Here is a 24,544-nt window from a genome sequence, read left to right on the forward strand (position 1 = left end):
CCAATGTGTCAGAAAATTAATACCACCGGGTCGTCGAGATTTGACATGTCTACGGTCAGGTAACCCTCTTCCGATATAGCGTCATTGTCGTGACGGCCTATCGTTTCAGTCTTGATTCGACACGACTGGTTATTGGACAGTAAATCCCTTAAAAATACCGTGTGCGAATTGGCGCTGCCATCTCGGGTCAGTTGTACGCGTTGTTGGTATTTTGCTTTTGGATAGTCAAGCACCGTCAACTGGCTGCTGCCGCGCCCGATATTGGTTGAATTTAGGTCGCCGCTGCTCTGTTCGCTGAAACTAAAGCTTGTTTTCGCTTCCGTTCCGTAGGCCTGGGATGTTAAGTAACTGTGGTTGGTAAATAGCTCTAAATTCCCAACCATCGATAACAAGCTGCCTGTTGAATTAAAGCTATAAACGGCATCGTAGTTTTTGACCTGATCGAAAACGTCATAGTCCGATGTGCGGGTATACATGGTAATGATCTGCGATCCGACTTCCGGGATTTTTACTTTCGGATAAGCAACTACCGAAACGGCGCGGTCGGATAATTTGACGGTAACCATATTGTTTTGCCTGCGCTGGCGAACCATTCCAGTCGTGAATATTTTTATCGGGTACTGGCCTCTCATCTCGTAACAACTGCCGGCATCGATTTTTGCTACGACGATATCCGATATGCTGTTAAGTAATGCCATCGCCGATCTTTCTTGGTCAGTCAATTGATCGTCAGCGTGCGCTATATTTAATAAGCCAACTAAAAAAACTAAAGTTATTGTAGTGATTTTCATGGGCATATAGAGTTTAGGTGTTAAGTTGAAAGCTTGTTAAAAAGCGGATCAAACTGAATGCCGAAGATTGGCGACAACGGCTTCCGTAGGCAAGGCCGCAAACTCCTGTGTGATATTTTCGATCGATCGTTGAAAATGGATTAATTAAGCTTGCTCCATTTTCCTGATGTCGTGCTGCAATCGACGGCGGCGTTGCGATCGATTAAAAATACCGTCCGGACATATCCAGACGGTATTTAGTAACTCCCGTATCTATAGTCTTCAGAACAGTGGTGCTATTCCGCGGCTTATGGAACTTGGAAAGTCGGATTTACATTGCAGTTGGAAATTTCCGAAGCAGCGCCCGGCAATACTTTGGATACCTTCAGCGTTCCGGTTTGCCAGAACAGGTCCGGTTGGCTCAAGCCTTTAGTGGACAGACTGATGCGACATGCGCCGGTACCAACCAAGCGGTCTTTTTGAAACACGGTGCAGCCTTGTTGGCCGTCGTCACGAACGCTTTTTGATTGTTGCCACCATTTGTTGACCGGGTAACCGAATTTCGAAACCGATTGCAGTCCGTAGTCGTAGATTTCATAGAACTCACCGGTTTGGGGATAAGTGCCGCCGTGGTAAAAGTCTTTGATCACGGTGCTATAGAATTGGTCAAAAGTTTTATTTTGGCCTTTGACTTGAACACCGGTTTTTTCCCCAACCATCATGTTGTTCTTGTCGTTAAAGGTATAACGGCCTTTCAAGCCTTGCACTGCGGTGCCATTCAACATGCCTTGCGTTGCTTGGCTAATATCGATGTTTTGACCAAAGCCCGGTACGGCTGTTTGCGGATTCGCAGTCAGTTGAATACCGCCGAAGGTGGTGTCCATGATGTAGTGAGTATTGGTGTCCGGATATGAGTACACTTCCACCGGCACTTGGAACTCGGAGCAGCCTTTGACGTAAATCATGGCTTCCGTCGCTTGCATCATGGCCTCATTCAGCGCGAATGCGGCTTTTTCGGCATCCCGCATATTGGTCATATTCAATCTGGGTTCTGCCGGGCCATTGGTATAAATGCTGGGCACAGATGGCGGATTTGCCGCGCTAGCCAGAGAAGAAATGCCGACCAATATTGCGGAGGTTAATGTGCTTAATTTGGTATTCATAATAAATCTCCTGTACAAGTTAATTATTTTTTGCCATAGATCGTTTTAAAATCGCCCGAGCATGGCAAACTCGACGATCAATTTGGGCTTATTGCCCCAATTCAGCTGATTTGAATTTATCTTGTTTATTTCTGCGGCTAACGGCAAGCGCTCCCATCAATGCCGAACCCATCATCCAAACTGCGCCCGGAAGCGGTACAATTGCCGGCGCCAATCTCGGTGTTGCGCTATTTGCGCCCAGGACGTCAAAAATATACGGAGAGCCTTCTCCGCCTTGGGTGTCGTAATGTGCCAGCCAATATTCGTTTTTCGGTAATCCGTTATAGAACCAGCCGAAATCCGGGGATTGATCGACATTGGTTAATTTCAGCCAATAGCCTGTATTCGGCTGTAATAGCGCCGGAGTGTTTTGATCTTGCGCGTCTGCCGAAAAATGTATTTTTGTGCCGAAGTTTCCGTTAAATGTTACTGATGTCGGGCTATTGAATTGGAATATGGATTGGCCCAGATCCTTGCCGATATTGGTGGAAGAACTGGATATATTGGTAAATATTTCCAGTTTTACTCCTGACAAGGAGCTTGGCTCGACGGGCGAGTATTGGCCGCCATCCAGTTGAAGATCCGCTCCGCTTACATCGCAGCCGTTTGAACATTTGATCGGGTTTACGAAGAAATATCCGGCAACCCATTCGTCCGCGTCTTTATTAAGCATATCGGTGCCCGACAGCGCGCCAATAATGGGATTGCCTTGAGGAGTGAACAGATAATGGTAAGTGGAGTAAATACTGTCAGCCGATACGGGTCCCGTAAATAGACAAATTATTGCGGCCGAGCTTAAATTCGTTATGGAAGGTTTAAAATTAAACATAATTGCCTCGTGTATGCTTGTTAAATAAGATTCTGTCGCCATCAGGTATGGCGGTGGCAAAAAACCGGCTGATAATTGTCCTGTATTGAAATTTGAGATTTAATAAAATCTGTTCTTGATTTAATTAAATATCTTGTGCTTTTAAGGCGTGATCAATCCTAATCAAATTCTAATTTGATTGTAATGCGTAGAATCACTATGGGTGGTTTTACGTAGGAACCTAAATTGGCGTCAATTTTCCAAACTATGACTATTCAAAAGCGGCATCGAATTTTATGAGGCGGCGGCACTACGGGGCTTTTATTTCAGTTTTTCACCAGCCTATTAAGGCTAATAGAAATAGCGTTTGGCGCTAGTTTCAGGCGAATGGCGGTATTGCGGGTAACTGAATGGCGATGGGATGCCGGTCGGGGCTTTGAGGGGCAAACGTATTCGGCTTTTGCGGTCTACAGTCTGACTCGGGTGGACTGACGGGGGAGGGGCGGGTTGTTCCGCCCCTGCTTGTTTCCGGCGAATGTCTGGGGAGATTACAAACCCAGTTCGGTCAACCCGGCGTGGTCGTCCGGACGGCGGCCCAGCGTCCAGTGAAACAAGCGCTCGCTGTCTTTGATCGGCAAATCGTTGATACTGGCAAAGCGACGCTGCATCAAGCCAAATTCGTTGAACTCCCAGTTTTCGTTGCCGTAACTGCGGAACCAGTTGCCGGCGTCGTCGCGCCATTCGTACGCAAACCGCACCGCGATGCGGTTATCGCTGAAGGCCCACAATTCCTTGATTAACCGGTAGTCCAGTTCCTTGGCCCATTTGCGTTGCAAAAATTCTTTGATCTGTTGCCGGCCCACCGGAAACTCGGCGCGGTTGCGCCAGCGGCTGTCTTCGGTATAGACCTGCACGACCCGGTCCGGGTCGCGGCTGTTCCAGGCGTCTTCGGCCATACGCACTTTATGCGCGGCGGTTTCGGCGGTAAACGGGGGAAGAGGTGGTTTGGTTTCCATAGTGCGCTCCCGAATGATGATGGTTATGTAGACAGGGTTGTCTACATGGGCATGGTAGCAATAGTAGACAGAGTTGTCTACAATCCGCTCATGGCTATGGATTCCTCGAAAACCGCTTCCGAATTACCCGCGCGCGAACGGATTTTATTGGCGGCGCACGACTTGTTTTACCGCGACGGTATTCGCGCCACCGGCGTCGATAAAGTGATTGCCGAGTCGGGCGTTACCAAAGTCACGTTCTACCGCCACTTTCCGAGCAAGAACGATTTGATTCGGGCGTTTCTGGATTACCGGCACAGGCTCTGGATGGAATGGTTTGCCGACGCGATCCGGCGCTGCGGAGGCCGTCCGGGAAGCGGGTTATCGCCGTTGGTTCAGGTTATGGAGGAATGGTTTCGCAAGCCGATTTACCGCGGCTGCGCGTTTATCAATAGTGTTGCCGAAATGGGTGGCGCGTTACCCGATGTCGTCGAGATTTGCCACCGCCATAAGCAGGATATGGCTATGGCGATTCGCGAATTGTTGGCCGATACGCCTCAGCGCGATGCGCTGGCGCAAGCGGCGGCAATCGCCATTGACGGCGCTATCGTCCGCGCCCAGACCGAGGCTCGGGACGCGGATGTCAAGCAGTCGTTAGACAGTTTGGCGTTGCTGTTGTCGGCATTGCAGGCCACTTCAACGCCGTTTGCCGAAGCGGCGCAGCATTAATTTTTCCAAGCCGACGATAGCGTAAATTGCCAAGCTGACTGCCAAAATCAATAGCCATTCGTCCTGGCCGATCGCCGCACTGCCGAACAATTGCTGCATGACCGGCCAGTACGTGAACAATAACTGCAGGGCGATCATGGCGCTGACGCCGACCAAGACCCAGGGATTGGAAAATACGCCGACTTTAAACATCGAATAACGTAAGGAACGGCAGTTGAATAGATAAAACAATTCGCCGAATACGAACACGTTTACCGATACCGTGCGGGCTTTGGCCAGCGTGCCTTGTTGCATCAGCTCCCACTCGAACAGGCCGAACGCGCCGGCCAGCAACAGCACGCCGACCAGGCAAATCCGAAACAGCAGGTGCCGGGTCAGGATCGGCTGTTCCGGATTGCGCGGCTGGCGGTTCATCAAGCCGGGTTCCTTGGGTTCGAAGGCCAGCATCAAGCCTAACAGCACCGCTGTGGTCATGTTGATCCACAAAATCTGCAATGGCGTGATCGGCAATGCCACGTTGGCAAACACTGCCGCGGTGATCACCAGGCCTTCGCCGAGATTGGTGGGCAGGGTCCAGGCGATGAACTTCACCAAGTTGTCGAAGACGCCGCGGCCTTCTTCGACGGCGGCCTCTATCGTCGCGAAATGGTCGTCGGTCAGCACCATGGCCGCAGCCTCCTTGGCGACTTCGGTGCCGCCCAAGCCCATTGCCACACCGATGTTGGCTTGGCGCAAGGCCGGCGCGTCGTTGACGCCGTCGCCGGTCATCGCCACGACGTGGCCTTTGGCTTGTAAGGCGCGCACCAGAAGCAGTTTTTGCTCGGGGGCGATGCGTGCGTAGACGCTGCAACGGTCCACCTGGTTCAGATAGTCGGCTTCGTCATAATTCGCCAGTTCGCTGCCGGTGATGGCTTGGTCGCTGTGGCGCATGCCGAGTTGTTTGGCGATTGCCAAAGCCGTGACGGGGTGGTCGCCGGTGATCATTTTCACGGCGATGCCGGCGCGGTAGCAGGCGGCTATAGCCCGGGCCGCTTCCGGTCGCGGCGGATCTATCATTGCTTGCAGCCCGAGAAATGTCAGGCCGCTACGGACTTCGCTGTGAGCGACGGCATCGTCGCCGTGGTCGGTACGGGCGAAGGCCAGGATGCGCAGGCCTTGCGCTGCCAGGATTTCGGCCTGGCGCTGCAGTTGCGGTTTGTCCAGCGGGGCTGGCTGCAGATCGGCGGAAAATGCGCTGTCGCAGCGATCGAGCAGGCTCTCCAGCGAGCCTTTCAAGTAAACGTGGCGTTCGTCCAGCGCCAGATTGTGGTGCAGAGTCGCCATGAACTGGTATTGTGATTCGAACGGGATCGCATCCAGGCGCGGGTGGCCGTTGCTGACGCTGGCCTGGTGCAAACCGGCCTTATGGGCGGATACCAGCAATGCCGCCTCGGTCGGATCGCCTTCGATCCGCCAACTGTCGACATCGGCGATCAAGCGGGCATCGTTGCACAGCAGGCCGGCTTTCAGGCATTCGAGCAGAGCCGGTTTTTGTTGCGGATCGACCGGTTGGCCGGCCGCTTGAAATTCGCCGTCCGGCGTGTAGCCGCTGCCGCTGACGGCGAACTGCTCGCCGCCGGCATAAACGAATTGCACCGTCATTTGGTTTTGGGTCAGCGTGCCGGTTTTGTCGGAACAGATCACCGTGGTGCTGCCCAAGGTTTCCACGGCAGGCAGTTTGCGGATGATCGCATTGCGCTTGGCCATGCGCGAGACGCCGATCGCCAGCGTGATGGTCAGCGCCGCCGGCAAGCCCTCCGGAATCGCGCCGACCGCCAATGCCACGGCGGCCATGAACATATCCAGCGCACTTTCGCCGCGCCAGACGCCGACGGCAAATGTCAGTGCCGCGCAGGCGACGATGGCCCACAACAGCAATTGGCTGAATTGGCTCATTTTCCGGGTCAACGGCGTTTCCAGCGGTTCGGCTGCTGCGATCAAACGGTTGATGCGGCCGATTTCGGTATTGTCGCCAGTGCTGACCACCACCGCCAAGGCGCTACCGTAACTGACCAGAGTCGACGAATAGGCCATATTGATGCGGTCGGCCAACAGGGTTGCCGCAGGTAAGGTCTGGGCTTGTTTCTGGGCTGGGACGGACTCGCCGGTCAAAGCGGCCTCGTCTATTTTAAGTTCCCGGGTTTGCAGTAAGCGTAAATCCGCCGGTACCTTATCGCCGGATTGCAGATAGACCAGATCGCCGGGCACCAAGTCGGCGGCCGCTATTGTCCGACGTTGGCCGTCGCGCAGCACATTGGCGCTGATGTTGAGCGTTTGGGCGAGGGCATTGATCGCTTTCAGTGCGTTGGCTTCCTGGATGAAGCCGATGATGGCATTGACCAGCACTACGCCGAATATGACGCTGCTGTCGGCCCATTCTTCCAGGAAGGCGGTGGTGGCGGCTGAAAACAGCAGAATGTAAATCAGCGGTTGGTGGAATTGGCTGAGCAGTAGCAGCAAAGGCCCTTTGCCGCGCGGCGGCGTCAGGCGGTTGGGGCCGGCTTCTTCCAGCCGGGACTGGGCGGTTTGGCTGGACAGGCCGGCGCCGAGTTGCACATCCAGTTGCGATAATAACTGCTCCGGCGCCAGGTTATGCCAAAGGGTTTGCGGATTTTGCTTCATGGTCTTTTACAAACGGTTGTGGCAGTAGGGTGTGCGCGGCTTTTCGGCACACATTAAGGGTGGCGTGCGCCTCGGGTTGACAATCATCATCTTCTGCTTGTTCCTTGTTGGCTATAGGGTTATAGTCAGTAACCGAGGCTTGGTGCCTTATTCTAAATTAAAATAAAAACAAATAGTTGGAGGTATATATGGGCGGAGTTATCGAATTGGTGGTCTTGATGCTGGTTATTGCCATCTTCGCGTTTGCACCTTTAGGGTATTTCATATACATGTACACGATGAAAAACGGCGAGCCGTTCGGCGACATCGAGCCGCACGGCGACAGCGAGTCGCCTTTATTGAATGCCGTCGCCAAAGCGATCGACATGGTCAAAGGCAAGCTTGGCAAAAGCTAGGTTGCCGAAATGATCAAGCAAAGCCGGGATTATCCCGGCTTTTTTATGTTCATCTGTCGGCTGTTGCGCCGCAGGTCGGACAAACCGGATTTTTCTTCAATCGCATCGCCCGCCATTCCATGCTCAGGCCATCCAGCATCAACAAGCGTCCGGTCAAGGGATCGCCGATTCCGGTAATCAGTTTTATCGTCTCCAATGCTTGCATGCTGCCGATGATGCCGGTGATCGGAGCGACCACGCCGTTTCGGGCGCAATTTTGCAACTCTTCGCCGTCGCTTTGGTACAAGCAGTTGTAGCAGGGGCTGTCGTTATGTCCAGGCGTGAACACGCTGATTTGGCCTTCGAAACGGATCGCGGCGCCGGATACCAGCGGCGTCCGTTGCTTTACGCAGGCTTGATTGATCGCGAAACGGGTGGCGAAATTGTCGCTGCAATCCAGCACCACGTCGGCTATTTCGACTTCGTGCAGCAATTCGGCGCCGGCTAGCCGCTGTTTGCGCGCCGCCACAGCCACCCCCGGATTGATTTTTTCCAGCGTCTGCCGGGTTGAAATCACTTTATCCAACCCTATATCAGCAGTGGCGTGGGCAATCTGCCGTTGTAAATTGCTCAAATCGACTTGGTCGTCGTCGTACAGCGTGATGCTGCCGACACCGGCGGCGGCCAGATACATCGAGGCCGGCGAACCCAAGCCGCCGGCGCCGACGATCAGGATTTTGGCGTCCAGCAGTTTTTGCTGACCGGCAATGTCGATTTGCGGCAGCATGATCTGGCGGCTGTAGCGGAGCAGTTGTTCGTCGTTCATAACGCTGACAGTGGTGGGTGAGCCGCAGATGATGCCAAAGAGCTTGACAGAGTGCAAAACCCGGATATTATTAGCACTCGTTATTGGAGAGTGCTAATAAATTGCAAGTTGTTCAAAAACCGGCTTGTTCAACTCTGAACGCCAAGGTTTTTAAACCGCTTTTCAGTTTTAACCTTCAACTTTATTAATCGAGGAGACATTGATGAAAATTCGTCCGTTACATGACCGTGTAGTCGTAAAACGTGTTGAGGAAGAAACCAAAACCGCTGGCGGTATCGTGCTGCCGGGTTCCGCTGCCGAAAAGCCAAGCGAAGGCGAAGTGCTGGCGGTTGGTTCAGGCAAACCGTTGGACAACGGCCAAGTACGTCCTATGGCAGTCAAAGTCGGTGACAAAGTGTTGTTCGGTAAATATTCAGGCACCGAAGTTAAAGTCGATGGCGAGCAATACATCGTCATGCGCGAAGAAGACATCATGGGCGTTTTGGGCTAATCCCAAACAACCGCCCTCATTTATCTTTTTCAATCTCTTTAAATATTTAGGAATTAAAAATGGCAGCAAAAGACGTGAAATTCGGTGGCGACGCCCGTGCTTTGATGGTAGCCGGTGTCAATATTCTGGCGAACGCGGTTAAGGTAACCCTCGGTCCTAAAGGCCGTAACGCCGTGCTGGATAAAAGTTTCGGCGCACCGACCATCACCAAAGACGGTGTGTCTGTTGCGAAAGAAATCGAATTGAAAGACAAATTCGAAAACATGGGCGCGCAAATGGTGAAAGAAGTGGCGTCCAAAACTTCGGATGTGGCCGGCGACGGTACCACCACTGCAACCGTATTGGCGCAAGCCATCGTTAACGAAGGTTTGAAAGCGGTTGCCGCCGGTATGAACCCGATGGACCTGAAACGCGGTATCGACAGCGCAGTTACCGCTGCGGTAGGCGCGATCGAAAAAGCGGCGACACCTTGCAGCGACAGCAAAGCCATTGCCCAAGTAGGCACCATCTCTGCTAACTCCGATGAGTCAGTCGGCGCGATCATCGCCGAAGCGATGGAAAAAGTCGGTAAAGAAGGCGTTATCACCGTTGAAGAAGGTACCGGCCTGAACAACGAGCTGGACGTCGTCGAAGGTATGCAATTCGACCGCGGCTACCTGTCTCCGTACTTCATCAACAAACAAGAAAGCATGAGCGTCGAACTGGACGATCCTTTCGTGTTGTTGTACGACAAAAAAATCTCCAACATCCGTGAAATGTTGCCGATCCTGGAAGGCGTTGCCAAATCCGGCCGCTCGTTGCTGATCATTGCCGAAGACGTCGAAGGCGAAGCGCTGGCGACTTTGGTGGTCAACAACATGCGCGGCATCGTGAAAGTCGCTGCGGTTAAAGCCCCTGGCTTCGGTGATCGCCGCAAAGCCATGCTGGAAGACATCGCGATCCTGACTGGCGGCGTGGTCATTTCCGAAGAAGTGGGTCTGTCTTTGGAAAAAGCCGACATTACTCAACTGGGGACCGCAAAACGCGTCCAGATCAACAAAGAAAACACCACTATCATCGACGGTGCCGGCGACGAAGGTCAAATCAAAGGCCGTGTCGCGCAAATCCGCGCCCAAGCCGAAGAAGCGACTTCCGATTACGACCGCGAAAAACTGCAAGAACGTCTGGCCAAATTGGCCGGCGGCGTTGCGGTAATCAAGGTCGGCGCTGCGACTGAAGTGGAAATGAAAGAGAAAAAAGCTCGCGTCGAAGATGCGCTGCACTCGACCCGCGCTGCGGTGGAAGAAGGCGTCGTTGCCGGCGGTGGTACCGCGCTGATCCGCGCTCTGTCTGCATTGGACGGCCTGAAAGGCAACAACCACGACCAAGACGTCGGTATCAACATCCTGCGTCGGGCGATGGAAGAGCCTTTGCGCCAAATCGTTACCAACGCCGGTGACGAAGCTTCAGTGGTTCTGAACGAAGTCAAAAAAGGCACAGGCAACTTCGGTTACAACGCGGCAACCGGCGAATACGGCGACATGATCGCGATGGGTATTCTGGACCCGGCGAAAGTGACCCGTTCTGCGTTGCAAAACGCAGCATCGGTCGCTGGATTGATGATCACTACCGAAGTGATGATCGCCGATGCACCGGCCGACAGCAAAGCTCCGGCAATGCCTGATATGGGCGGCATGGGCGGTATGGGCGGCATGATGTAATTCATCCAGGCCCCTGGAGCCAAAAAACCCCGGTCTCCATTAGGAACCGGGGTTTTTTATTGGTTGCGGCTTTTGGGCGAATTGAGTTGCAGGCTCGCCGAAATTAAACTCATGGAAATCTCTAGAAACTATCGCACTTCGATAAACTCAGTGCGAACCGATAATTTTTAGAGGTTCCCTGAAATCCTTAACAACGTTGCACTGGGCGGCGCAACACCGGAGAAAGCCATGGCTGCAGACCGCGAGATATTGATCGCCGACGATAACGAAACCAATCTGTGGCTGCTGCGCGAGCAATTGTCGCAATGGACGCAAAGCGTGGTTCTGGCGAGCGACGGCCGAGATGCCTGGAATTTATTGGAGCGGCGCCGCTTCGATCTGATTTTTTTGGATATGAATATGCCGTTTCTGAGCGGGTTCGATTTGATCGGCCGATTACGTTCCAATTCGGGCCCGAACTGCCGGACTCCGGCCGTTGCCGTAACCGCTCACGCCCAAGACAGCCAGCGTGTTCAAGCCTTGGCTGCCGGATTTAACGACTATTTGGTCAAGCCGATCCGTCTGGCGCGGTTGCAGGAAATAGTAAGCCGCTGGCACTTGCAGCCCGCTGGCGGAGCCGAGTATTACGCGCAACAGCTATTACGCAAAACCCAGGAAAACCGGCAGCTCAGCCATAACTTGATGGGCAAATTATTTGCCGAGCTGCCAGCCCAGTTGGCCGATATCGAACGACATATAGGCGACTTGGCAAGTCGGCAGGCTTGGGAGGTCGTGCATAAACTGCACGGAACATTCTGTTTTTTCGATTTTGGGGATTGTTTAGCGGTGACCGAGAAACTGGAGCAAGCCTTGTTGACCAACCAACTCGAACAGGCTGGCCTGCATTTCGGAACTTTAAAACAGAAATCTGCTTGGCTGTTGGATAACCAAGCAGCAGTCCTGCAATCTTTGGCTACCAAGGCGATGGATGGATAAACCCAGCCGATCCATTCTGGCTGGCGCTGTTGATCAGGAGTTTTCCGATTATTTCAATTCGTCCAACAAGGCTTGAGCGGCCTGCTGTTGCTGTTTTGAGCCTTTGGCGAGCACGTCTTCGGCAATGGTTTTGGCGGCATCGATGTCGCCCATATCGATATAAGCTTTGGCTAAGTCGATTTTGGTTTCGTATTCGTCCATGTCGGTCAGGTCGGATACGCCGACTTCGAATTTGTCGTCGCTGCTGGTGCTGATAATGGGTGCGTCGAAATCGAATTCGAAATTGAAATCGTCGACCGTATCGGGCTTTGCGTTATCGGTGGCCTGGCCGGCTTTCGCATTCAAATTATCGAAGTCGGAAAAGTCGAAAGTCTCCAGTTTCAATTCCGATTCCAGATTCAGCGGCGCATCGGTTGTGTTCGAGGCGCTTGCCAAATCGGGTGCGGCCAAGTCCAGGTCGAAATTAAAGTCGAAGCTCTCGATGTCGGTCGGCTTTTCTGCCGGCGCTTCGGGTTTGGCATCGGTCGTGCCAAAGTCGGCGAAATCGAAGCTTTCGAGGTCCGCTGCCGGTTGTTCCGCCGCTGTCGCCTCATCCTCATTGCCGGAAGCAGCCGGTTTTGGCGGTTCCAGATCGAAATTAAAGTCGAAGCTTTCGATAGAGTTATCTTCAACAGAGGGGCTTTCGGCCTTCACCGCAGCGATATCGTCTGCAACGCTGGAGAATTCGATGGTTTCCAGGGCAAGGTCAAGATCGTCACTGGTAGAAACGACCTGGGTTTTGTCGTCTGCGGCCGGCTCGGCAAAATCCAGGTTGAAATCGAACGCTTCGATGTCGCTGCTCTCGGTAGCGGCTGGTTCGTCGCGACCGGCGTTAGCGGGTTTGTCGCCTGATACGCTTCCTAAATTCGGCGTTTTGGTTTTAGCGTTGCTGTCGAAGTCGCCCAAGTCGAAGTCCAGGCCGTTATCGTCCGGTTCCAGGTTTTTATCAAGATCCAGGTCCAGTGCTGCCAAGTCGTCGTCCAACAAAGCGAACACCGAATCGTCTTCCAGGCCGTCAGTATCGGCTTCGCCCAGGGTCGTCGCAGCGGAGAGCTCGAACGATTCGCTGGCTACCTTAGTGTTCGTATCGGAGGTGGCGGAGTCGATACCAAACAACGGCGAATCCGGCGCGATTTCTTTGGCCATGTCGGCGATTTTTTTCCAGAACGGCTTGTCGGCTTGCTTGCCGGCATTTGCCAGTTCTTGGGCATAATCGCAGAAGGCATCTTTGTTTTCGCTGGCGTAGAAAATTTCCAGCAATTTGAGTTTACATTCGTCTCGGTGCGGCTGTTCCTGTATCGCATGGCGGATCAGTTCTTCCGCTTGCTGGTAGCGGCCGTATGCCAAATACACATCGGCTTCGGAAATCGGATCGACCTCGTTCTGATCGGTATCGAAGGCGTCGAAATCGCTGGGTGTGAAATCGCTGATAAAAGAGCTTTCCCCAACGGTGCCGACGTCATACTCGGACGTATTGTTGATGTCCATGATCGGTACCGACAGGCTGCTTTCGGAATCCGGCATCTGGATTTGGCTGGCCGAGGCAAACATGCTCTCGGTGTTGATACGTTCGTCGATGTGCCGCTTGCGCCACAGCAACCAGCCTAACAAGCCAAGTATGCCGAAGCCTAATCCGCCAACCACCCAGTAGTAAGCGTCGGAGGAAAACAGCCCTTCCTCTTCTGGAGCCGGCGCTGGAGCAGGAGGCGGTGCAACTTTCGCCACCGGCTTCGGTGCGGGTGCCGGTATCGGTTGCACTGCGGGTTGTTGCGCTGCCGGTGCGGGCTCCGCAGGCGCCTGTGTTTGAGTCTGGCTGGGTTGTTCGGTTGTTGCCGGCGGCAATACCGGAGGCGTTGTTGGCTGGGCCGGCGCCGGTGCGGTTTCTGCTTGCGCCGGAACTTGCTTATTATTCTGCAGTGTGGCGAGTTGCTGATCTTTCAGCGCCAGCAACTGTTGCATCATGTTCAGTTGTTGTTCCAGCTTCTCGATGCGGGCTTGCAGTTCGAGATCCTTGCCTTCGCCGGACGTCTCAGCCGCGCTTTCGGTCTTGGCGTCGGCCGCGGTCGAATGCGCTCCGGATCTTGCTTTGCCGCCGACAACTGTATTCTCGACCAGCTTCGCTTCGGACGGTGCCACTAGTTCCAGCGGTTTAGCTGGTTTTTCTGTTGTTGTTGGTTCGCCTTTTGCAGTTTTGGCTGTCGGTTGTTTGGTTTCCGATGGTAAAGGCTGCTGGGCTGAAGCCAAACTCGGGATTTTCAACAAGGCGCCTTCTTTCAGCGAATTGATGTTGCCGTTGTTGAAGGCATCGGGATTGGCTCTGTGTAATGCATTCAGCATCTGCGGAGTCGGAACGTTACGTTCTTGGCCGAGCTGAGTGGCGATACTCCAAAGCGTGTCGGTTTTTTGCACCGGGCCGAACTCGCCTTCGGTCGCTATAGGTTGGCTAACGCTGTCGCTGGGTTCCGCTCTGACCGCACGCCGCGGCGCCGGCCGGGTTTTCTTGGCCGGTCGTACCGGCGGTTCGATCGCTTCCGCAGAGTAATCCGGAGCCTGGACGACCGGAATCGTAGCTTGGTTGTAAGCCGCCGGCGGATCGATCAGCAGGGTGAACTCGCGGGTCATGCTGCCTTGCGGCCAAGTCACTTCCAGCAAGAAATCCAGAAACGGCTCGGTCAGCACCTCGCGGGATGTAATTTTGACAATGATCGAACCGTTGGCTTGCACCATCGGCTCGAATTTGATTTTCGACAGGAAATAATTCCAGACCACGCCGGCTTGGTCGAATTTTTCCGGGGGAGCAAGGCGTACCGAGACATCGGACGGATTTTCGTTTGGGTCGACGGTCAGTCTGATTTCGGCGTTGAGGTGTTGGTTTAGCGCGGAATGCAATTGTATTTCGCCGATGCCGAGCGGCAGGGCGTTAACCGGCGCCAGTAGCGAAACAACCGCTAAAGCTTTAGTTAAATTGCTCACATTGCTTTCCTTCACTGGTGACACCTCGGTGCTATGACCTCACAAAAACAGAGCTAAGCTTAGACTAGATGTAGCTTTTTACCAGCACTTCGGCGATCTGCACACTGTTAAGCGCCGCACCCTTTCTGACGTTGTCGCTGACTACCCACATGTCTATTCCGCTCGGGTGCGAGATGTCTTCTCTGATCCTGCCGACGAAGACGTCGTCGTGACCGGAGGACTCGGTGACGGCAGTCGGGTAGCCGCCGTTTTCCCGCTCGTCGAGCAAGGTAACGCCGGGTGCCCGGCTCAGCAATTCGCGCACGCGTTCCACGGATATTTTCTGTTTGGTCTCGATATGTACCGCTTCGGAGTGGCCGAAAAATACCGGAACCCGCACTGCGGTGGGATTAACCAGGATATCGGCATCGCCCAGGATTTTTCGAGTTTCCCAGACCATCTTCATTTCTTCCTTGGTGTAGCCGTTGTCCATGAACACGTCGATTTGCGGCAACACGTTGAAGGCGATTTGTTTGGGGTAAACGCTGGGCGAAACTGGCTTGGCATTCAACAAATTGGCGGTCTGCGTCGCGAGTTCCTCGATGGCTTCCTTGCCGGTGCCGGATACGGCCTGGTAGGTCGCGACGTTGATCCGGCTGATGCCGACTGCATCGTAAATCGGTTTTAAGGCCACCAACATTTGAATGGTCGAGCAATTCGGGTTGGCGATGATGCCGCGATTTTTGTAGTCAGCGACTTTTTCCGGATTGACTTCCGGTACCACCAGCGGGATGTCGTCGTCGTAGCGAAATTGCGAAGTGTTGTCGATGACGACGCAGCCAGCCGCGGCGGCTTTCGGCGCGTATTCGGCCGATACCGAGGCGCCGGGCGAGAACAGGCCGATCTGCACCTTGGAAAAATCGAACGTCGCCAGATCCTCGACAACCAAGGATTCGCCCTTGAACGGAATGCGCTTGCCTGCCGAACGCTCGCTGGCCAGAGCATACACTTTGCCGACCGGAAAATTGCGCTCTTCCAGAATGGAAATCATGGTTTCGCCGACTGCGCCGGTGGCGCCGACGACCGCTACATCGTAGGTTTTAGACATCGTGGTTTATCCTTGTAAAGCTTTAAGAACGGCGTCGCCCATGCCGGACGTGCTGACTTGGGTCATGCCGTCGGAATAAATATCGGCGGTGCGCACGTTGGAGTCCAGCGCCGCATTGACCGCCGCCTCGATGCGTTCGGCCGCTTCAGGCTGGTTGAAGGTATACCTCAGCATCATCGCTACCGACAATATCGTCGCCAGCGGATTGGCGATGCCTTGGCCGGCGATATCCGGCGCAGAACCGTGAATCGGTTCGTACATACCCTTGGCATTGGCGTCCAGCGAAGCCGACGGCAGCATGCCGATCGAACCGGTCAGCATCGCCGCAACGTCGGACAAAATATCGCCGAACATGTTGGTCGTGACGATAACGTCGAATTGCTTCGGCGCCCGCACCAATTGCATCGCCGCATTGTCGACGTACATGTGACTCAGTTCGACGTCGGGGTAGTCCTTGCCAACCTCGGTCATCACGTTGCGCCATAATTCGGTGACTTCCAGCACGTTGGCTTTGTCGACCGAGCACAGCCTTTTATGGCGTTTTTGAGCGATACGGAATGCGGAGTGGGCGATACGGCGAATTTCGGATTCGCTGTAAATTTCGGTATTGGCACCGACCTTTTCGCCGGATTCGGCAATATGGATGCCGCGCGGTTGACCGAAGTAGATGCCTCCGGTCAATTCGCGGACGATCATCAGGTCCAGGCCGGAAACCACTTCCGGTTTCAGCGTCGAGGCGTGAACCAGTTGCGGGTACAAAATCGCCGGCCGCAAGTTGGAGAACAGGTTCAACTCCGAGCGGATGCCCAGCAAGCCGCGCTCCGGTCTGACCGCGTGCGCCAACGGCTCCCATTTCGGACCGCCCACAGCACCCAGCAGCACTGCGTCGGCGTTTTTGCACAGGTTCAAGGTTTGTTGCGGCAACGGCGTGCCGAAGGCGTCGTAAGCGGCGCCGCCAACCAGCGCAGTCTCGAAGCTTAAGCCCAGACCCATGTCGGCGTTGATAAAGCTCAACACCTTCAGCGCTTCGGCAACGATTTCCGGGCCTATGCCGTCACCCGGTAACACGGCGATTTTTTTCGGCATGATCGACCTTATGCTTGCGGTTTAAGCTTCTCTGAACAACCAAGGGGCGCGTTTGGCGCGTTCCGCCTCGTATGCTTTGATTTTATCGGCATGTTGCAAGGTCAGCGCGATGTCGTCCAGGCCGTTCAGCAAGCGGTAGCGGCGGTTTTCGTCGACACTGAAGCCGATCGTCTCGCCGCTGGGTGTGGCGATGGTTTGCGCCTGCAGATCGATGGTCAATTGGTAACCGTCCACCAGTTCCTTGAACAAGCGGTCCACCGTTTCTGCGGGCAGAACGATCGGCAGGATGCCGTTTTTGAAGCAGTTGTTAAAGAAGATGTCGGCGAAGCTCGGCGCAATGATGGCGCGGAAACCGTAATCTTCCAGCGCCCACGGCGCGTGTTCGCGCGAAGAGCCGCAGCCGAAATTTTCCCGGGTCAATAGAATTTGCGCGCTCTGGTATTGCGGTTGGTTCAGTACGAAGTCTTTATTCAGCGGCCGGTTGCTGCAATCCATTTCCGGCTCGCCGCGGTCCAGATAGCGCCATTCGTCGAACAAATATGGGCCGAAACCGGCGCGGCGGATCGATTTCAAAAACTGTTTCGGAATAATCGCATCGGTGTCGACGTTGGCTCGATCCAGCGGGGCAACCAGCGCGGTCAAAGTGGTAAAAGCCTGCATTGTTTAAGCCTCCTCGGCGACGTTGACAAAGTGGCCGGCAATCGCTGCCGCAGCAGCCATGGCGGGGCTGACCAAATGGGTGCGGCCGCCGTAACCTTGACGGCCTTCGAAGTTACGGTTGGAGGTCGAGGCGCAATGCTCGCCGGGTTCCAGGCGGTCGGCGTTCATCGCCAGGCACATCGAGCAGCCGGGTTCGCGCCATTCGAAATCGGCCGCGATGAAGATTTTGTCCAGACCTTCCGCTTCGGCTTGTTGTTTGATCAGGCCGGAGCCGGGTACGACCAGTACCTGCTTGACCGACGCGGCTTTCTTGCGACCTTTGATTGCCGCCGCCGCCGCGCGCAAGTCTTCGATGCGGGAGTTGGTGCAGGAACCGATAAATACCTTGTCCAGCTTGATGTCGGTAATTTTTTGGCCGGCTTGCAAGCCCATGTATTGCAAGGCGCGTTCGATGCTTTGCTTTTTCACCGGATCGGCTTCTTGAGTCGGGTCGGGAATGCTGGCGTCGACCGGCAATACCATTTCCGGCGACGTTCCCCAACTGACTTGCGGTTTGATCGCGGCGGCGTCGAATTCGATCACTTTGTCGAATTTGGCGTCGGCATCGGAATGCAGTTTTTCCCAGTAACGCACCGCCATGTTCCAGTCTTCGCCTTTCGGCGAATAGGGGCGGTCGCGGTAGAATTCGATGGTTTTTTCGTCGCAGGCGATCAAACCGGCGCGGGCGCCGGCTTCGATGGCCATGTTGCAGACCGTCATGCGGCCTTCCATGCTCAGCTCACGGATGGCGTCGCCGCCGAATTCGATGGTGTAGCCGGTGCCGCCCGCAGTGCCGATCTGGCCGATAATCGCCAACACGATGTCTTTGGCGGTGACGCCGGGACCGGTTTTGCCGTTGACCTTGATCAACATGTTTTTGGCTTTCTTTTGTACCAGAGTCTGGGTCGCCAGGGCGTGTTCGACTTCGGATGTGCCGATGCCGAAGGCCAGCGCGGCCGATGCGCCGTGAGTCGAGGTATGCGAGTCGCCGCAGACCACGGTCATGCCGGGCAGGGTGGCGCCTTGTTCCGGGCCGACCACATGCACGATGCCTTGGCGGATGTCGGCCATGTCGAATTCGGTAATACCGAACTCGGCGCAGTTGTTTTCCAGGGTTTGCACTTGCAATCTCGAAACCGGATCGGCGATGCCTTGGGCGCGGCCCGATGTCGGCACGTTATGGTCGGCTACGGCCAGATTGCGCGCCACGCGCCAGGGTTTGCGGCCCGAGATCCGCATGCCGTCGAAGGCTTGCGGCGAAGTCACTTCGTGCAGCAACTGGCGGTCGATGTAGATCAGGCACGAGCCGTCGTCTTCGGTGTGGACGACGTGGTCGTCCCACAGTTTGTCATATAAGGTTTTACCTGCCATGTTGGTTTCTCTCTGGTAGGGTACGCGCGGCGTACCGTCTCTAACTAAAAGGTACGCGATACCCCGAATGGGCATAAATGCGTACCCTGAACTTTTGTTATGCCAATGCTGCGAACAGCTTGTCGGTGATGTCCTGCACCGAGCCGACGCCGGCGATCGAGGCGAATTTGGCTGTTTGGCCGGCTGCGGAATAAAAACCCACCAACGGTTTGGTTTGCTCGTGATAGACGCTCAGGCGTTTGCGCACGGTTTCTTCCTTGTCGTCGTCGCGTTGGATCAGCGGCTCGCCGGTAACGTCGTCGACACCTTCCTGTTTCGGCGGGTTGAATACGACATGGTAGCTGCGGCCGGAAGCCGGATGCACTCTGCGGCCGCTCATGCGTTTGATGATTTCCTCGTCGTCGACGGCAATTTCCACGACGTAGTCCAGCTCGACGCCCATTTTGGCCAAGCCTTCAGCCTGGGCGATGGTGCGCGGGAAGCCGTCCAGCAAAAAGCCGTTTTTGCAGTCGTCCTGGGCAATGCGCTCCTTGATCAGTCCCAAAATAATTTCGTCGGAGACCAGACCACCGCTATCCATGACTTTCTTGGCTTCGATGCCCAGCGGAGTGCCTTCGCGGACCGCGGCGCGCAACATGTCGCCGGTGGAAATTTGGGGGATGCCGAATTTTTCGGTGATGAATTGGGCTTGAGTACCCTTACCGGACCCTGGGCTGCCTAACAGGATAATGCGCATATCGATAACTCCGAGCGTGAAAAAGGCATTCCGCCTCTGATATGGATGAATCGGTCCGGGATGTACGCCAACTTTGGCGCCGCCGCCGGAAAAAGCCGGGCATTTTAGCGCAATTGCCGGGCAAAAGCCCAAATCTTCCGGGCCATATTGATTTTTAGCTGAGCGGGATGGTCGTTGGCGACTATTCCCGGATCAGGCCGCGTCAGGCGGATTCAGGTGTTGGCTCAGCAGCGCGAATTCCTCTAGTGTTACGGCTTCCGCCCGCAAATTGGCATCGATGCCCAATTCGGCAAATTTTTCTTCGCCGATCAGATTTTTCAACGAATTGCGGATGGTCTTGCGGCGTTGGGAAAAGGCCTGGCTGACCAGATTATTGAAGTCGTCCAGATTGGCGAGCGCGACCGGCGGTTCGGCATGCGGCGCCAGCCGGACGATGGCCGACATCACGGCGGGTATCGGATCGAAGCTTTCCGGCGGTACGTCGAACAGCCATTCCGCCTCGCAGTAATACTGGATCATGACGCTGAGCCGGCCGTACTTTTTGCTGCCCGGCTCCGCGCAAATCCGGTCCACCACTTCTTTTTGCAGCATGAAATGCATGTCTTCGATGCAGCTCGTGGTTTCCAGCAAATGAAACATCAGCGGCGTGGAAATGTTGTAGGGCAGGTTGCCGATCACCCGCAGTTTTTCGCCGGCCGCAGCCAAACTGCCGAAGTCGAAATTCAGCGCGTCGGCGCTGTGGATGGTCAGGTTAGCGTTGCCGTTGAATTGCTTTTGCAGCCGGGCGACCAAATCACGGTCCAACTCGACTATATCCAATTTCACGCCGCTTTCCAGCAGCGGTTTGGTCAGTGCGCCCAAACCGGGGCCGATTTCGACCCAGTGTTCGCCCGCTTGCGGATGGGCGTAATCCAAAATGTCGTGGATGATTCGGTAATCTTGCAGAAAGTTTTGGCCGAAGCGTTTGCGGGCTTGATGAGTCATATATTGTTGATGTTATGTACGTAGCATATCCAACGCCGTCCGCAACGCAAACTGCAAGCTGCCGAGCTCGGCTTTGCCGGTGCCGGCCAGTTCCAGTGCGGTGCCGTGGTCGACCGAGGTGCGGACGATGGGCAGGCCCAGCGTGACGTTGACGGCTTGGCCGAAGCCTTTGTATTTCAAGACCGGCAGGCCCTGGTCGTGGTACATCGCTAGCACAGCGTCGGCATGGTCCAGGTATTTCGGGGTGAAAAGGGTGTCGGCGGGCAATGGGCCGTAAAGATGAATGCCCTCGCTGCGCAGGCGTTCCAGCGTGGGTTCGATGATTTTGGTTTCTTCGTGGCCGAGGTGGCCGTTTTCGCCCGCGTGCGGATTAAGGCCACATACTAGAATCCGCGGTTCGGCAATGCGAAAGCGCTGGCGTAAATCGCTGTCCAATACTCTGATGACTCGGCTCAAAGACTCGGCGGTGATGGCGGCGCTGACCTGGGTCAGCGGCAGATGGGTGGTAGCTAGCGCGACGCGCAGGCCCGGCGTCGCCAGCATCATGACCGGATCGGCGTCGCACAGTTCGGCGATGAATTCGGTATGGCCGCTGAAGTGGAAGCCGGCATCGTTGATCGCGGCTTTATGCACAGGGCCGGTGACCATTGCCGAGAACGTGCCGCTCAGGCAACCCAGCGTGGCTTGGCGGATGGTTTCCAGAACGTAATGGCTGTTGTCCGGATTCAGCCGGCCGCATACTACCGGCGCACTCAGTTTTAGCGGCAATACCGTCAGCGTGCCCGGTTGGTGCGGAGAAACGGGTTGCTCGATTTCTAGCGGTTCTATCGTCAGCGGCAGGCCGAGCTTTGCTGCCCGTTGCATCAGCAATTCCGGGTCGGCGACGGCGACAGGCCGGCACGGGAGTTGGTGTTGTACCAGTTGCACGGTTAAATCCGGGCCGATACCGGCGGGTTCGCCCGGGGTTAAAGCTATTCTGGGTATCGTCATAGTGGTTCCCCCGAATCGGGCGCGTCAGGTCGGGCGGTGGCCGGTCAACGGGCTTAGGCTCGGAGATTAGACCGGATTGTGTTCCTGGCAGATTTTCTGGCTGTCTTCGGTGCTGAGTTTTTCTTGGGTCAGCAGGCAAAAAAAGCCGCCGTCTTTTTCGCTGAAATTACGGCAGGTCTTGCACACTCCGAACGATTGCGACTGGTTGGCTTTTTGCAGCGCAGTCAGGGCTTGTTGGAACACGTTGGCGTCCGAGGGCGGCGCCTCGCTATGCTGCAAAATTGCCGTGGCGCTGGTGAACAGGTCGGACGGCCGGGCTTGTTTCAGGATTTCCACGCCATCGGCCAACAAATGCAGGTGTACCACACGCTTATCGTTAGTATCCGGCGTTTTGCCGATGTAGCCTTTTTTCTCCAGGATGATCAGCGACTGCGAAACGGTGCCGCGCGTCATGCCCAGATAGTTGGCTACCGCGGCCGGCGTGTTGCTATATTTATTGCAGCGTGACAGGTAGTTCAGTACTTGGAAATGTACCGGTTGCAGGCCCAGTTCGGTGCATTTTTTCCGTTCTTCCGAGCGGATCAGCGTGGTCATGCACTCAATAAGTTCATAAATATCAGTCTGTTGCATAAATTACATTCTGTTTGAGGCGCATTAGGTTGACAAGGGCGGCTATCAAGCGGTAAATTGATAGCGAATCGAAACTTAATTTATAACATTCGGCCTGGAGTCAACAAGTTGTTATTTTACCATGGGAATCCGCGGCACTGCCCGTTGTGGTCTTTTATGGTTTAATGCACCAAGTTGGCTCTTTTTTTAACTTGCGGATGGCGGGAAATTTAGATGAAAAAAACAACGATAAGACTGCGTAAAAATTTACTGGCGAGTTCCATTATCATGCTCTTGTCGTCCGGAGTGGCGCTGGCCAAGAGCGACGATATGCATCAGATCTACCAAGACAACTGCGCGAGCTGCCATGGTTCGGACCACGGCGGTTATTTGGCGCCGGCGCTGAACGCAGCCACCTTGAAGGGCCGTAGCCCGACCGCGTTGCGCACCATCGTCATGGCCGGCAGCTTCGACACGCTGATGCCTCCCTTTTACGGCAAGTTGAGCGACGACGAAATCCGCGGCGTGATCAAGCACTTGCAGGAAACGCCGAAACAACCGAATCCGGCCTGGACCATAGACGACATGAAAAAGTCGTTGAAAGTCTACGTCAAAGACGAAAGCACGTTGCCAGCCAAGCCGACTTTCCAGATCGACGATAAATTCGAAAACCTGATCGGCGTGGCTGCCCGCGGCAAATACGGCCGCGGCGAAGGTTCTAAAGCCATCTTTATCAATAGTGCGACCCACCAGAAAGTGGGCGAGGTTGCGACCGGCACTGCGGCACACATTATCGATTTCAATCCGGCCAATCCACGCTGGGCTTACGTCAAAACCGACACTGCCGAAATTTTCAAAGTCGATTTGTACTCGATGAAAGCGGTGCGCAGCATCAAAACCGGCTGGAACGGCCCGGGTATGGGCGTGTCGCGCGACGGCAAATACATCATGGCCGGATCGTTCGTGCCGCATAACGCCGTGATTCTGGACGCCGAAACGCTGGAACCGTTGAAAACCTTCGAACTGGAAGGTATCGATCCGGACGGCAAACACGTTTCCTCAGATTCCGGCATGATCATCGGTACGCCGTACGCCGATATTTTCGCGATTGCTCTGGAAAACGCCGGCCAGGTCTGGGTGGTCGATTATAAAAAAGAAGGCTTCCCGGTCACCAAAATCGAAAAAGTCGGTCGCCACTTGCACGATGCCTTCCTGACCCATGGCGGTAAAAAATTGATGATCGCGTCCTATGACGACAGCATCGTTGCCGCGATCGATCTGGAAAAACGCGAATTGATCAAACAATTGCCGGCCGGTTGCGTGCCGCACGTCGGCGGCGGTTCGGCGGTGGTGGTCGACGGCCGTACCTTGGGCTTCGGCACCAATTTCGGCGACTGCGACAAAACCGTGGTCAGCGTCTGGGACTTGGACAAAATGGAAGTAGTCAAGCAAGTGCCGGTGTCCGGCGGTACCGAATCGCCGGCCGCTCATGCCAACGCACCTTATGTCGCGGTGGATATCATCAGTAAGGACAGGCGCGCCCGCACCGTGCAGTTGATCGACAAGAAAACCCTGGAAGTGGCGAAAACCCTGGATGTCGGCGGTCATGCCTATTTCCCGGAATACAGCGCCGACGGCAAATTCCTGTACATCTCTGCCGGCTATAACGGCGACGAAGTCGTGGTTTACGATTCCAACAGCCTGCAAAAAGTCGCCAGCATTCCGATGGAAAGCCCGGCCGGCATTTTCTCCAGAGGCCGGGTCAAATACATGACCCGCGGCTTGTCGCCTGACGAAATGGAGCAACACAAATGAAAATAGCCCGTTACAGTGCTGCAATGCTGGCGACGATGTTGGTCGCCGGCAATGCCCAGGCGGTCAGTTTATACGTTGGTCAATATAAAGCCGGAATGGTTTGCGCACAATGCCACGGCATTCGTATGCCCAGCGCCGATGCGCCGTTCCCGCCGCTGGGTGGGCGCGATCCGGAATATTTGAAAACCGCGATCAAGCAATACCGCGATAAGACCCGCAAGTCGGACATCATGAACGCGATAGCCGGTTCGCTGACCGATAGCGAGATCGCGGATATCGCCGCCTATTATGGCAGCGTCAAGCCTTAAGCGATGCGGATTGCCTGGCTACTCGGCGCATTTTGTTTCGGCGTGTACGCCGAAGAGCCGGGCGCCGCGCGCCAGCAGGAATTGACCAATATGCTGAAGCACGATTGCGGTTCCTGCCATGGCCTGCCGCCCAAGGGTGGATTGGGGCCTTCGTTGATGCCGGACGCCTTGGCCGACAAAAGCGATGCGTTATTGTTCGACGCGATTCGTAACGGCCGGTCCGGCACGGCTATGCCGGCTTGGCAACCGTTTTTGAACGATGCCGAGATCAGATGGATGGTTACGCGTTTGCGCCAACGCTGAAACCGGCATCGTCA

The 24,544-nt window shown here is 55.0% G+C and carries 23 protein-coding genes; 8 read left to right on the forward strand and 15 right to left on the reverse strand.

Going from position 1 to position 24,544, the window contains the following annotated elements; genetic code table 11:
- Positions 1–8: 8 nt before the first annotated feature.
- From NP603_RS06905 to NP603_RS06920, 4 genes are all read right to left on the reverse strand, one after another.
- Positions 9–791, reverse strand: a complete 783-nt coding sequence (locus NP603_RS06905; RefSeq protein WP_256610181.1) for a hypothetical protein — start codon at positions 789–791, stop codon at positions 9–11.
- Positions 792–1,078: 287 nt separating this feature from the next.
- Complete coding sequence (locus NP603_RS06910; RefSeq protein WP_256610182.1) at positions 1,079–1,933, reverse strand: hypothetical protein; 855 nt, start codon at positions 1,931–1,933, stop codon at positions 1,079–1,081.
- Between the two features lie 88 nt (positions 1,934–2,021).
- Positions 2,022–2,801 carry a VPLPA-CTERM sorting domain-containing protein gene (locus tag NP603_RS06915; RefSeq protein WP_256610183.1) on the reverse strand — a complete coding sequence of 260 codons (780 nt, stop codon included), beginning with the start codon at positions 2,799–2,801 and terminating at the stop codon, positions 2,022–2,024.
- A 527-nt stretch (positions 2,802–3,328) separates the two neighbouring features.
- Positions 3,329–3,796: a nuclear transport factor 2 family protein gene (locus NP603_RS06920; RefSeq protein ID WP_256610184.1), complete on the reverse strand. Its 468-nt coding sequence runs from the start codon at positions 3,794–3,796 to the stop codon at positions 3,329–3,331.
- Positions 3,797–3,886: 90 nt separating this feature from the next.
- Between NP603_RS06920 and NP603_RS06925 the strand changes: the two genes are divergently transcribed.
- A complete protein-coding gene (locus NP603_RS06925) occupies positions 3,887–4,504 on the forward strand; it encodes a TetR/AcrR family transcriptional regulator (protein ID WP_256610185.1) in 618 nt (205 codons plus the stop codon).
- On the opposite strand, the gene NP603_RS06930 is transcribed toward NP603_RS06925, so the two are convergent.
- Positions 4,472–7,165: a cation-transporting P-type ATPase gene (locus NP603_RS06930; RefSeq protein WP_256610186.1), complete on the reverse strand. Its 2,694-nt coding sequence runs from the start codon at positions 7,163–7,165 to the stop codon at positions 4,472–4,474. The two genes, NP603_RS06925 and NP603_RS06930, sit on opposite strands and share 33 nt — an antisense overlap.
- A gap of 188 nt (positions 7,166–7,353) precedes the next feature.
- Between NP603_RS06930 and NP603_RS06935 the strand changes: the two genes are divergently transcribed.
- The gene (locus NP603_RS06935) at positions 7,354–7,560 is read left to right on the forward strand and encodes a hypothetical protein (RefSeq protein WP_256610187.1); all 207 of its coding nucleotides are present in this window, start codon (positions 7,354–7,356) and stop codon (positions 7,558–7,560) included.
- Positions 7,561–7,609: 49 nt separating this feature from the next.
- Here the strand turns inward: NP603_RS06935 and NP603_RS06940 are convergent, their stop codons facing one another.
- Complete coding sequence (locus NP603_RS06940) at positions 7,610–8,365, reverse strand: HesA/MoeB/ThiF family protein (protein WP_256610188.1); 756 nt, start codon at positions 8,363–8,365, stop codon at positions 7,610–7,612.
- A gap of 202 nt (positions 8,366–8,567) precedes the next feature.
- Between NP603_RS06940 and groES the strand changes: the two genes are divergently transcribed.
- The 3 genes from groES to NP603_RS06955 all read left to right on the forward strand — a co-directional run bounded on the left by groES (position 8,568) and on the right by NP603_RS06955 (position 11,530).
- Complete coding sequence (gene groES / locus NP603_RS06945) at positions 8,568–8,855, forward strand: co-chaperone GroES (protein ID WP_256610189.1); 288 nt, start codon at positions 8,568–8,570, stop codon at positions 8,853–8,855.
- Between the two features lie 59 nt (positions 8,856–8,914).
- Positions 8,915–10,555: a chaperonin GroEL gene (gene groL / locus NP603_RS06950; protein WP_256610190.1), complete on the forward strand. Its 1,641-nt coding sequence runs from the start codon at positions 8,915–8,917 to the stop codon at positions 10,553–10,555.
- A gap of 228 nt (positions 10,556–10,783) precedes the next feature.
- Positions 10,784–11,530 (forward strand): Hpt domain-containing response regulator, encoded by a 747-nt coding sequence (locus NP603_RS06955; RefSeq protein WP_256610191.1) that lies wholly within the window; start codon positions 10,784–10,786, stop codon positions 11,528–11,530.
- Positions 11,531–11,578: 48 nt separating this feature from the next.
- Here the strand turns inward: NP603_RS06955 and NP603_RS06960 are convergent, their stop codons facing one another.
- The 9 genes from NP603_RS06960 to NP603_RS07000 all read right to left on the reverse strand — a co-directional run bounded on the left by NP603_RS06960 (position 11,579) and on the right by NP603_RS07000 (position 22,089).
- Entirely contained in the window at positions 11,579–14,542 is a 2,964-nt protein-coding gene (locus NP603_RS06960; RefSeq protein WP_256610192.1) for a motility hub landmark protein FimV, read from the reverse strand.
- 64 nt (positions 14,543–14,606) lie between these two features.
- Positions 14,607–15,629 carry an aspartate-semialdehyde dehydrogenase gene (locus NP603_RS06965; protein WP_256610193.1) on the reverse strand — a complete coding sequence of 341 codons (1,023 nt, stop codon included), beginning with the start codon at positions 15,627–15,629 and terminating at the stop codon, positions 14,607–14,609.
- Between the two features lie 6 nt (positions 15,630–15,635).
- Positions 15,636–16,715: a 3-isopropylmalate dehydrogenase gene (gene leuB, locus NP603_RS06970; RefSeq protein ID WP_256610194.1), complete on the reverse strand. Its 1,080-nt coding sequence runs from the start codon at positions 16,713–16,715 to the stop codon at positions 15,636–15,638.
- A 21-nt stretch (positions 16,716–16,736) separates the two neighbouring features.
- Positions 16,737–17,375, reverse strand: coding sequence for a 3-isopropylmalate dehydratase small subunit (gene leuD / locus NP603_RS06975; RefSeq protein ID WP_256610195.1), 639 nt, complete (start codon positions 17,373–17,375; stop codon positions 16,737–16,739).
- 3 nt (positions 17,376–17,378) lie between these two features.
- Positions 17,379–18,785, reverse strand: coding sequence for a 3-isopropylmalate dehydratase large subunit (gene leuC, locus NP603_RS06980; protein ID WP_256610196.1), 1,407 nt, complete (start codon positions 18,783–18,785; stop codon positions 17,379–17,381).
- 97 nt (positions 18,786–18,882) lie between these two features.
- Entirely contained in the window at positions 18,883–19,521 is a 639-nt protein-coding gene (gene adk, locus NP603_RS06985) for an adenylate kinase (protein ID WP_256610197.1), read from the reverse strand.
- A gap of 192 nt (positions 19,522–19,713) precedes the next feature.
- Complete coding sequence (rsmA, locus tag NP603_RS06990; protein ID WP_256610198.1) at positions 19,714–20,505, reverse strand: 16S rRNA (adenine(1518)-N(6)/adenine(1519)-N(6))-dimethyltransferase RsmA; 792 nt, start codon at positions 20,503–20,505, stop codon at positions 19,714–19,716.
- Positions 20,506–20,517: 12 nt separating this feature from the next.
- Entirely contained in the window at positions 20,518–21,495 is a 978-nt protein-coding gene (pdxA, locus tag NP603_RS06995) for a 4-hydroxythreonine-4-phosphate dehydrogenase PdxA (RefSeq protein ID WP_256610199.1), read from the reverse strand.
- A gap of 66 nt (positions 21,496–21,561) precedes the next feature.
- Positions 21,562–22,089, reverse strand: coding sequence for a MarR family winged helix-turn-helix transcriptional regulator (locus NP603_RS07000; RefSeq protein ID WP_504137734.1), 528 nt, complete (start codon positions 22,087–22,089; stop codon positions 21,562–21,564).
- Positions 22,090–22,338: 249 nt separating this feature from the next.
- Here NP603_RS07000 and NP603_RS07005 point away from each other — a divergent pair, with 249 nt between their 5' ends.
- The 3 genes from NP603_RS07005 to NP603_RS07015 are packed head-to-tail and all read left to right on the forward strand — an operon-like array spanning position 22,339 to position 24,530.
- Positions 22,339–23,919: a nitrite reductase gene (locus NP603_RS07005; RefSeq protein ID WP_256610201.1), complete on the forward strand. Its 1,581-nt coding sequence runs from the start codon at positions 22,339–22,341 to the stop codon at positions 23,917–23,919.
- Positions 23,916–24,227 (forward strand): c-type cytochrome, encoded by a 312-nt coding sequence (locus NP603_RS07010; RefSeq protein WP_140912432.1) that lies wholly within the window; start codon positions 23,916–23,918, stop codon positions 24,225–24,227. The genes NP603_RS07005 and NP603_RS07010 overlap by 4 nt, the downstream gene beginning before the upstream one ends.
- 3 nt (positions 24,228–24,230) lie before the next feature.
- Positions 24,231–24,530, forward strand: a complete 300-nt coding sequence (locus tag NP603_RS07015; protein WP_256610202.1) for a c-type cytochrome — start codon at positions 24,231–24,233, stop codon at positions 24,528–24,530.
- Positions 24,531–24,544: the final 14 nt, after the last annotated feature.

The sequence above is a fragment of the Methylomonas aurea genome (assembly GCF_024505045.1).
Lineage (GTDB): Bacteria > Pseudomonadota > Gammaproteobacteria > Methylococcales > Methylomonadaceae > Methylomonas > Methylomonas aurea.

Bases quoted from the DNA above. Each gene is read 5' to 3' on its own strand.
- leuC (WP_256610196.1), bottom strand. From the start codon at position 18,785: ATGGCAGGTAAAACCTTATATGACAAACTGTGGGACGACCACGTCGTC.
- NP603_RS07010 (WP_140912432.1), top strand. From the start codon at position 23,916: ATGAAAATAGCCCGTTACAGTGCTGCAATGCTGGCGACGATGTTGGTC.
- leuB (WP_256610194.1), bottom strand. From the start codon at position 16,715: ATGCCGAAAAAAATCGCCGTGTTACCGGGTGACGGCATAGGCCCGGAA.
- NP603_RS06930 (WP_256610186.1), bottom strand. From the start codon at position 7,165: ATGAAGCAAAATCCGCAAACCCTTTGGCATAACCTGGCGCCGGAGCAG.
- adk (WP_256610197.1), bottom strand. From the start codon at position 19,521: ATGCGCATTATCCTGTTAGGCAGCCCAGGGTCCGGTAAGGGTACTCAA.
- NP603_RS06940 (WP_256610188.1), bottom strand. From the start codon at position 8,365: ATGAACGACGAACAACTGCTCCGCTACAGCCGCCAGATCATGCTGCCG.
- leuD (WP_256610195.1), bottom strand. From the start codon at position 17,375: ATGCAGGCTTTTACCACTTTGACCGCGCTGGTTGCCCCGCTGGATCGA.
- groES (WP_256610189.1), top strand. From the start codon at position 8,568: ATGAAAATTCGTCCGTTACATGACCGTGTAGTCGTAAAACGTGTTGAG.
- pdxA (WP_256610199.1), bottom strand. From the start codon at position 21,495: ATGACGATACCCAGAATAGCTTTAACCCCGGGCGAACCCGCCGGTATC.
- NP603_RS07005 (WP_256610201.1), top strand. From the start codon at position 22,339: ATGAAAAAAACAACGATAAGACTGCGTAAAAATTTACTGGCGAGTTCC.
- NP603_RS06955 (WP_256610191.1), top strand. From the start codon at position 10,784: ATGGCTGCAGACCGCGAGATATTGATCGCCGACGATAACGAAACCAAT.
- NP603_RS07000 (WP_504137734.1), bottom strand. From the start codon at position 22,089: ATGACCACGCTGATCCGCTCGGAAGAACGGAAAAAATGCACCGAACTG.
- NP603_RS07015 (WP_256610202.1), top strand. From the start codon at position 24,231: ATGCGGATTGCCTGGCTACTCGGCGCATTTTGTTTCGGCGTGTACGCC.
- NP603_RS06935 (WP_256610187.1), top strand. From the start codon at position 7,354: ATGGGCGGAGTTATCGAATTGGTGGTCTTGATGCTGGTTATTGCCATC.
- rsmA (WP_256610198.1), bottom strand. From the start codon at position 20,505: ATGACTCATCAAGCCCGCAAACGCTTCGGCCAAAACTTTCTGCAAGAT.
- groL (WP_256610190.1), top strand. From the start codon at position 8,915: ATGGCAGCAAAAGACGTGAAATTCGGTGGCGACGCCCGTGCTTTGATG.
- NP603_RS06920 (WP_256610184.1), bottom strand. From the start codon at position 3,796: ATGGAAACCAAACCACCTCTTCCCCCGTTTACCGCCGAAACCGCCGCG.
- NP603_RS06905 (WP_256610181.1), bottom strand. From the start codon at position 791: ATGAAAATCACTACAATAACTTTAGTTTTTTTAGTTGGCTTATTAAAT.
- NP603_RS06925 (WP_256610185.1), top strand. From the start codon at position 3,887: ATGGCTATGGATTCCTCGAAAACCGCTTCCGAATTACCCGCGCGCGAA.
- NP603_RS06915 (WP_256610183.1), bottom strand. From the start codon at position 2,801: ATGTTTAATTTTAAACCTTCCATAACGAATTTAAGCTCGGCCGCAATA.
- NP603_RS06965 (WP_256610193.1), bottom strand. From the start codon at position 15,629: ATGTCTAAAACCTACGATGTAGCGGTCGTCGGCGCCACCGGCGCAGTC.
- NP603_RS06910 (WP_256610182.1), bottom strand. From the start codon at position 1,933: ATGAATACCAAATTAAGCACATTAACCTCCGCAATATTGGTCGGCATT.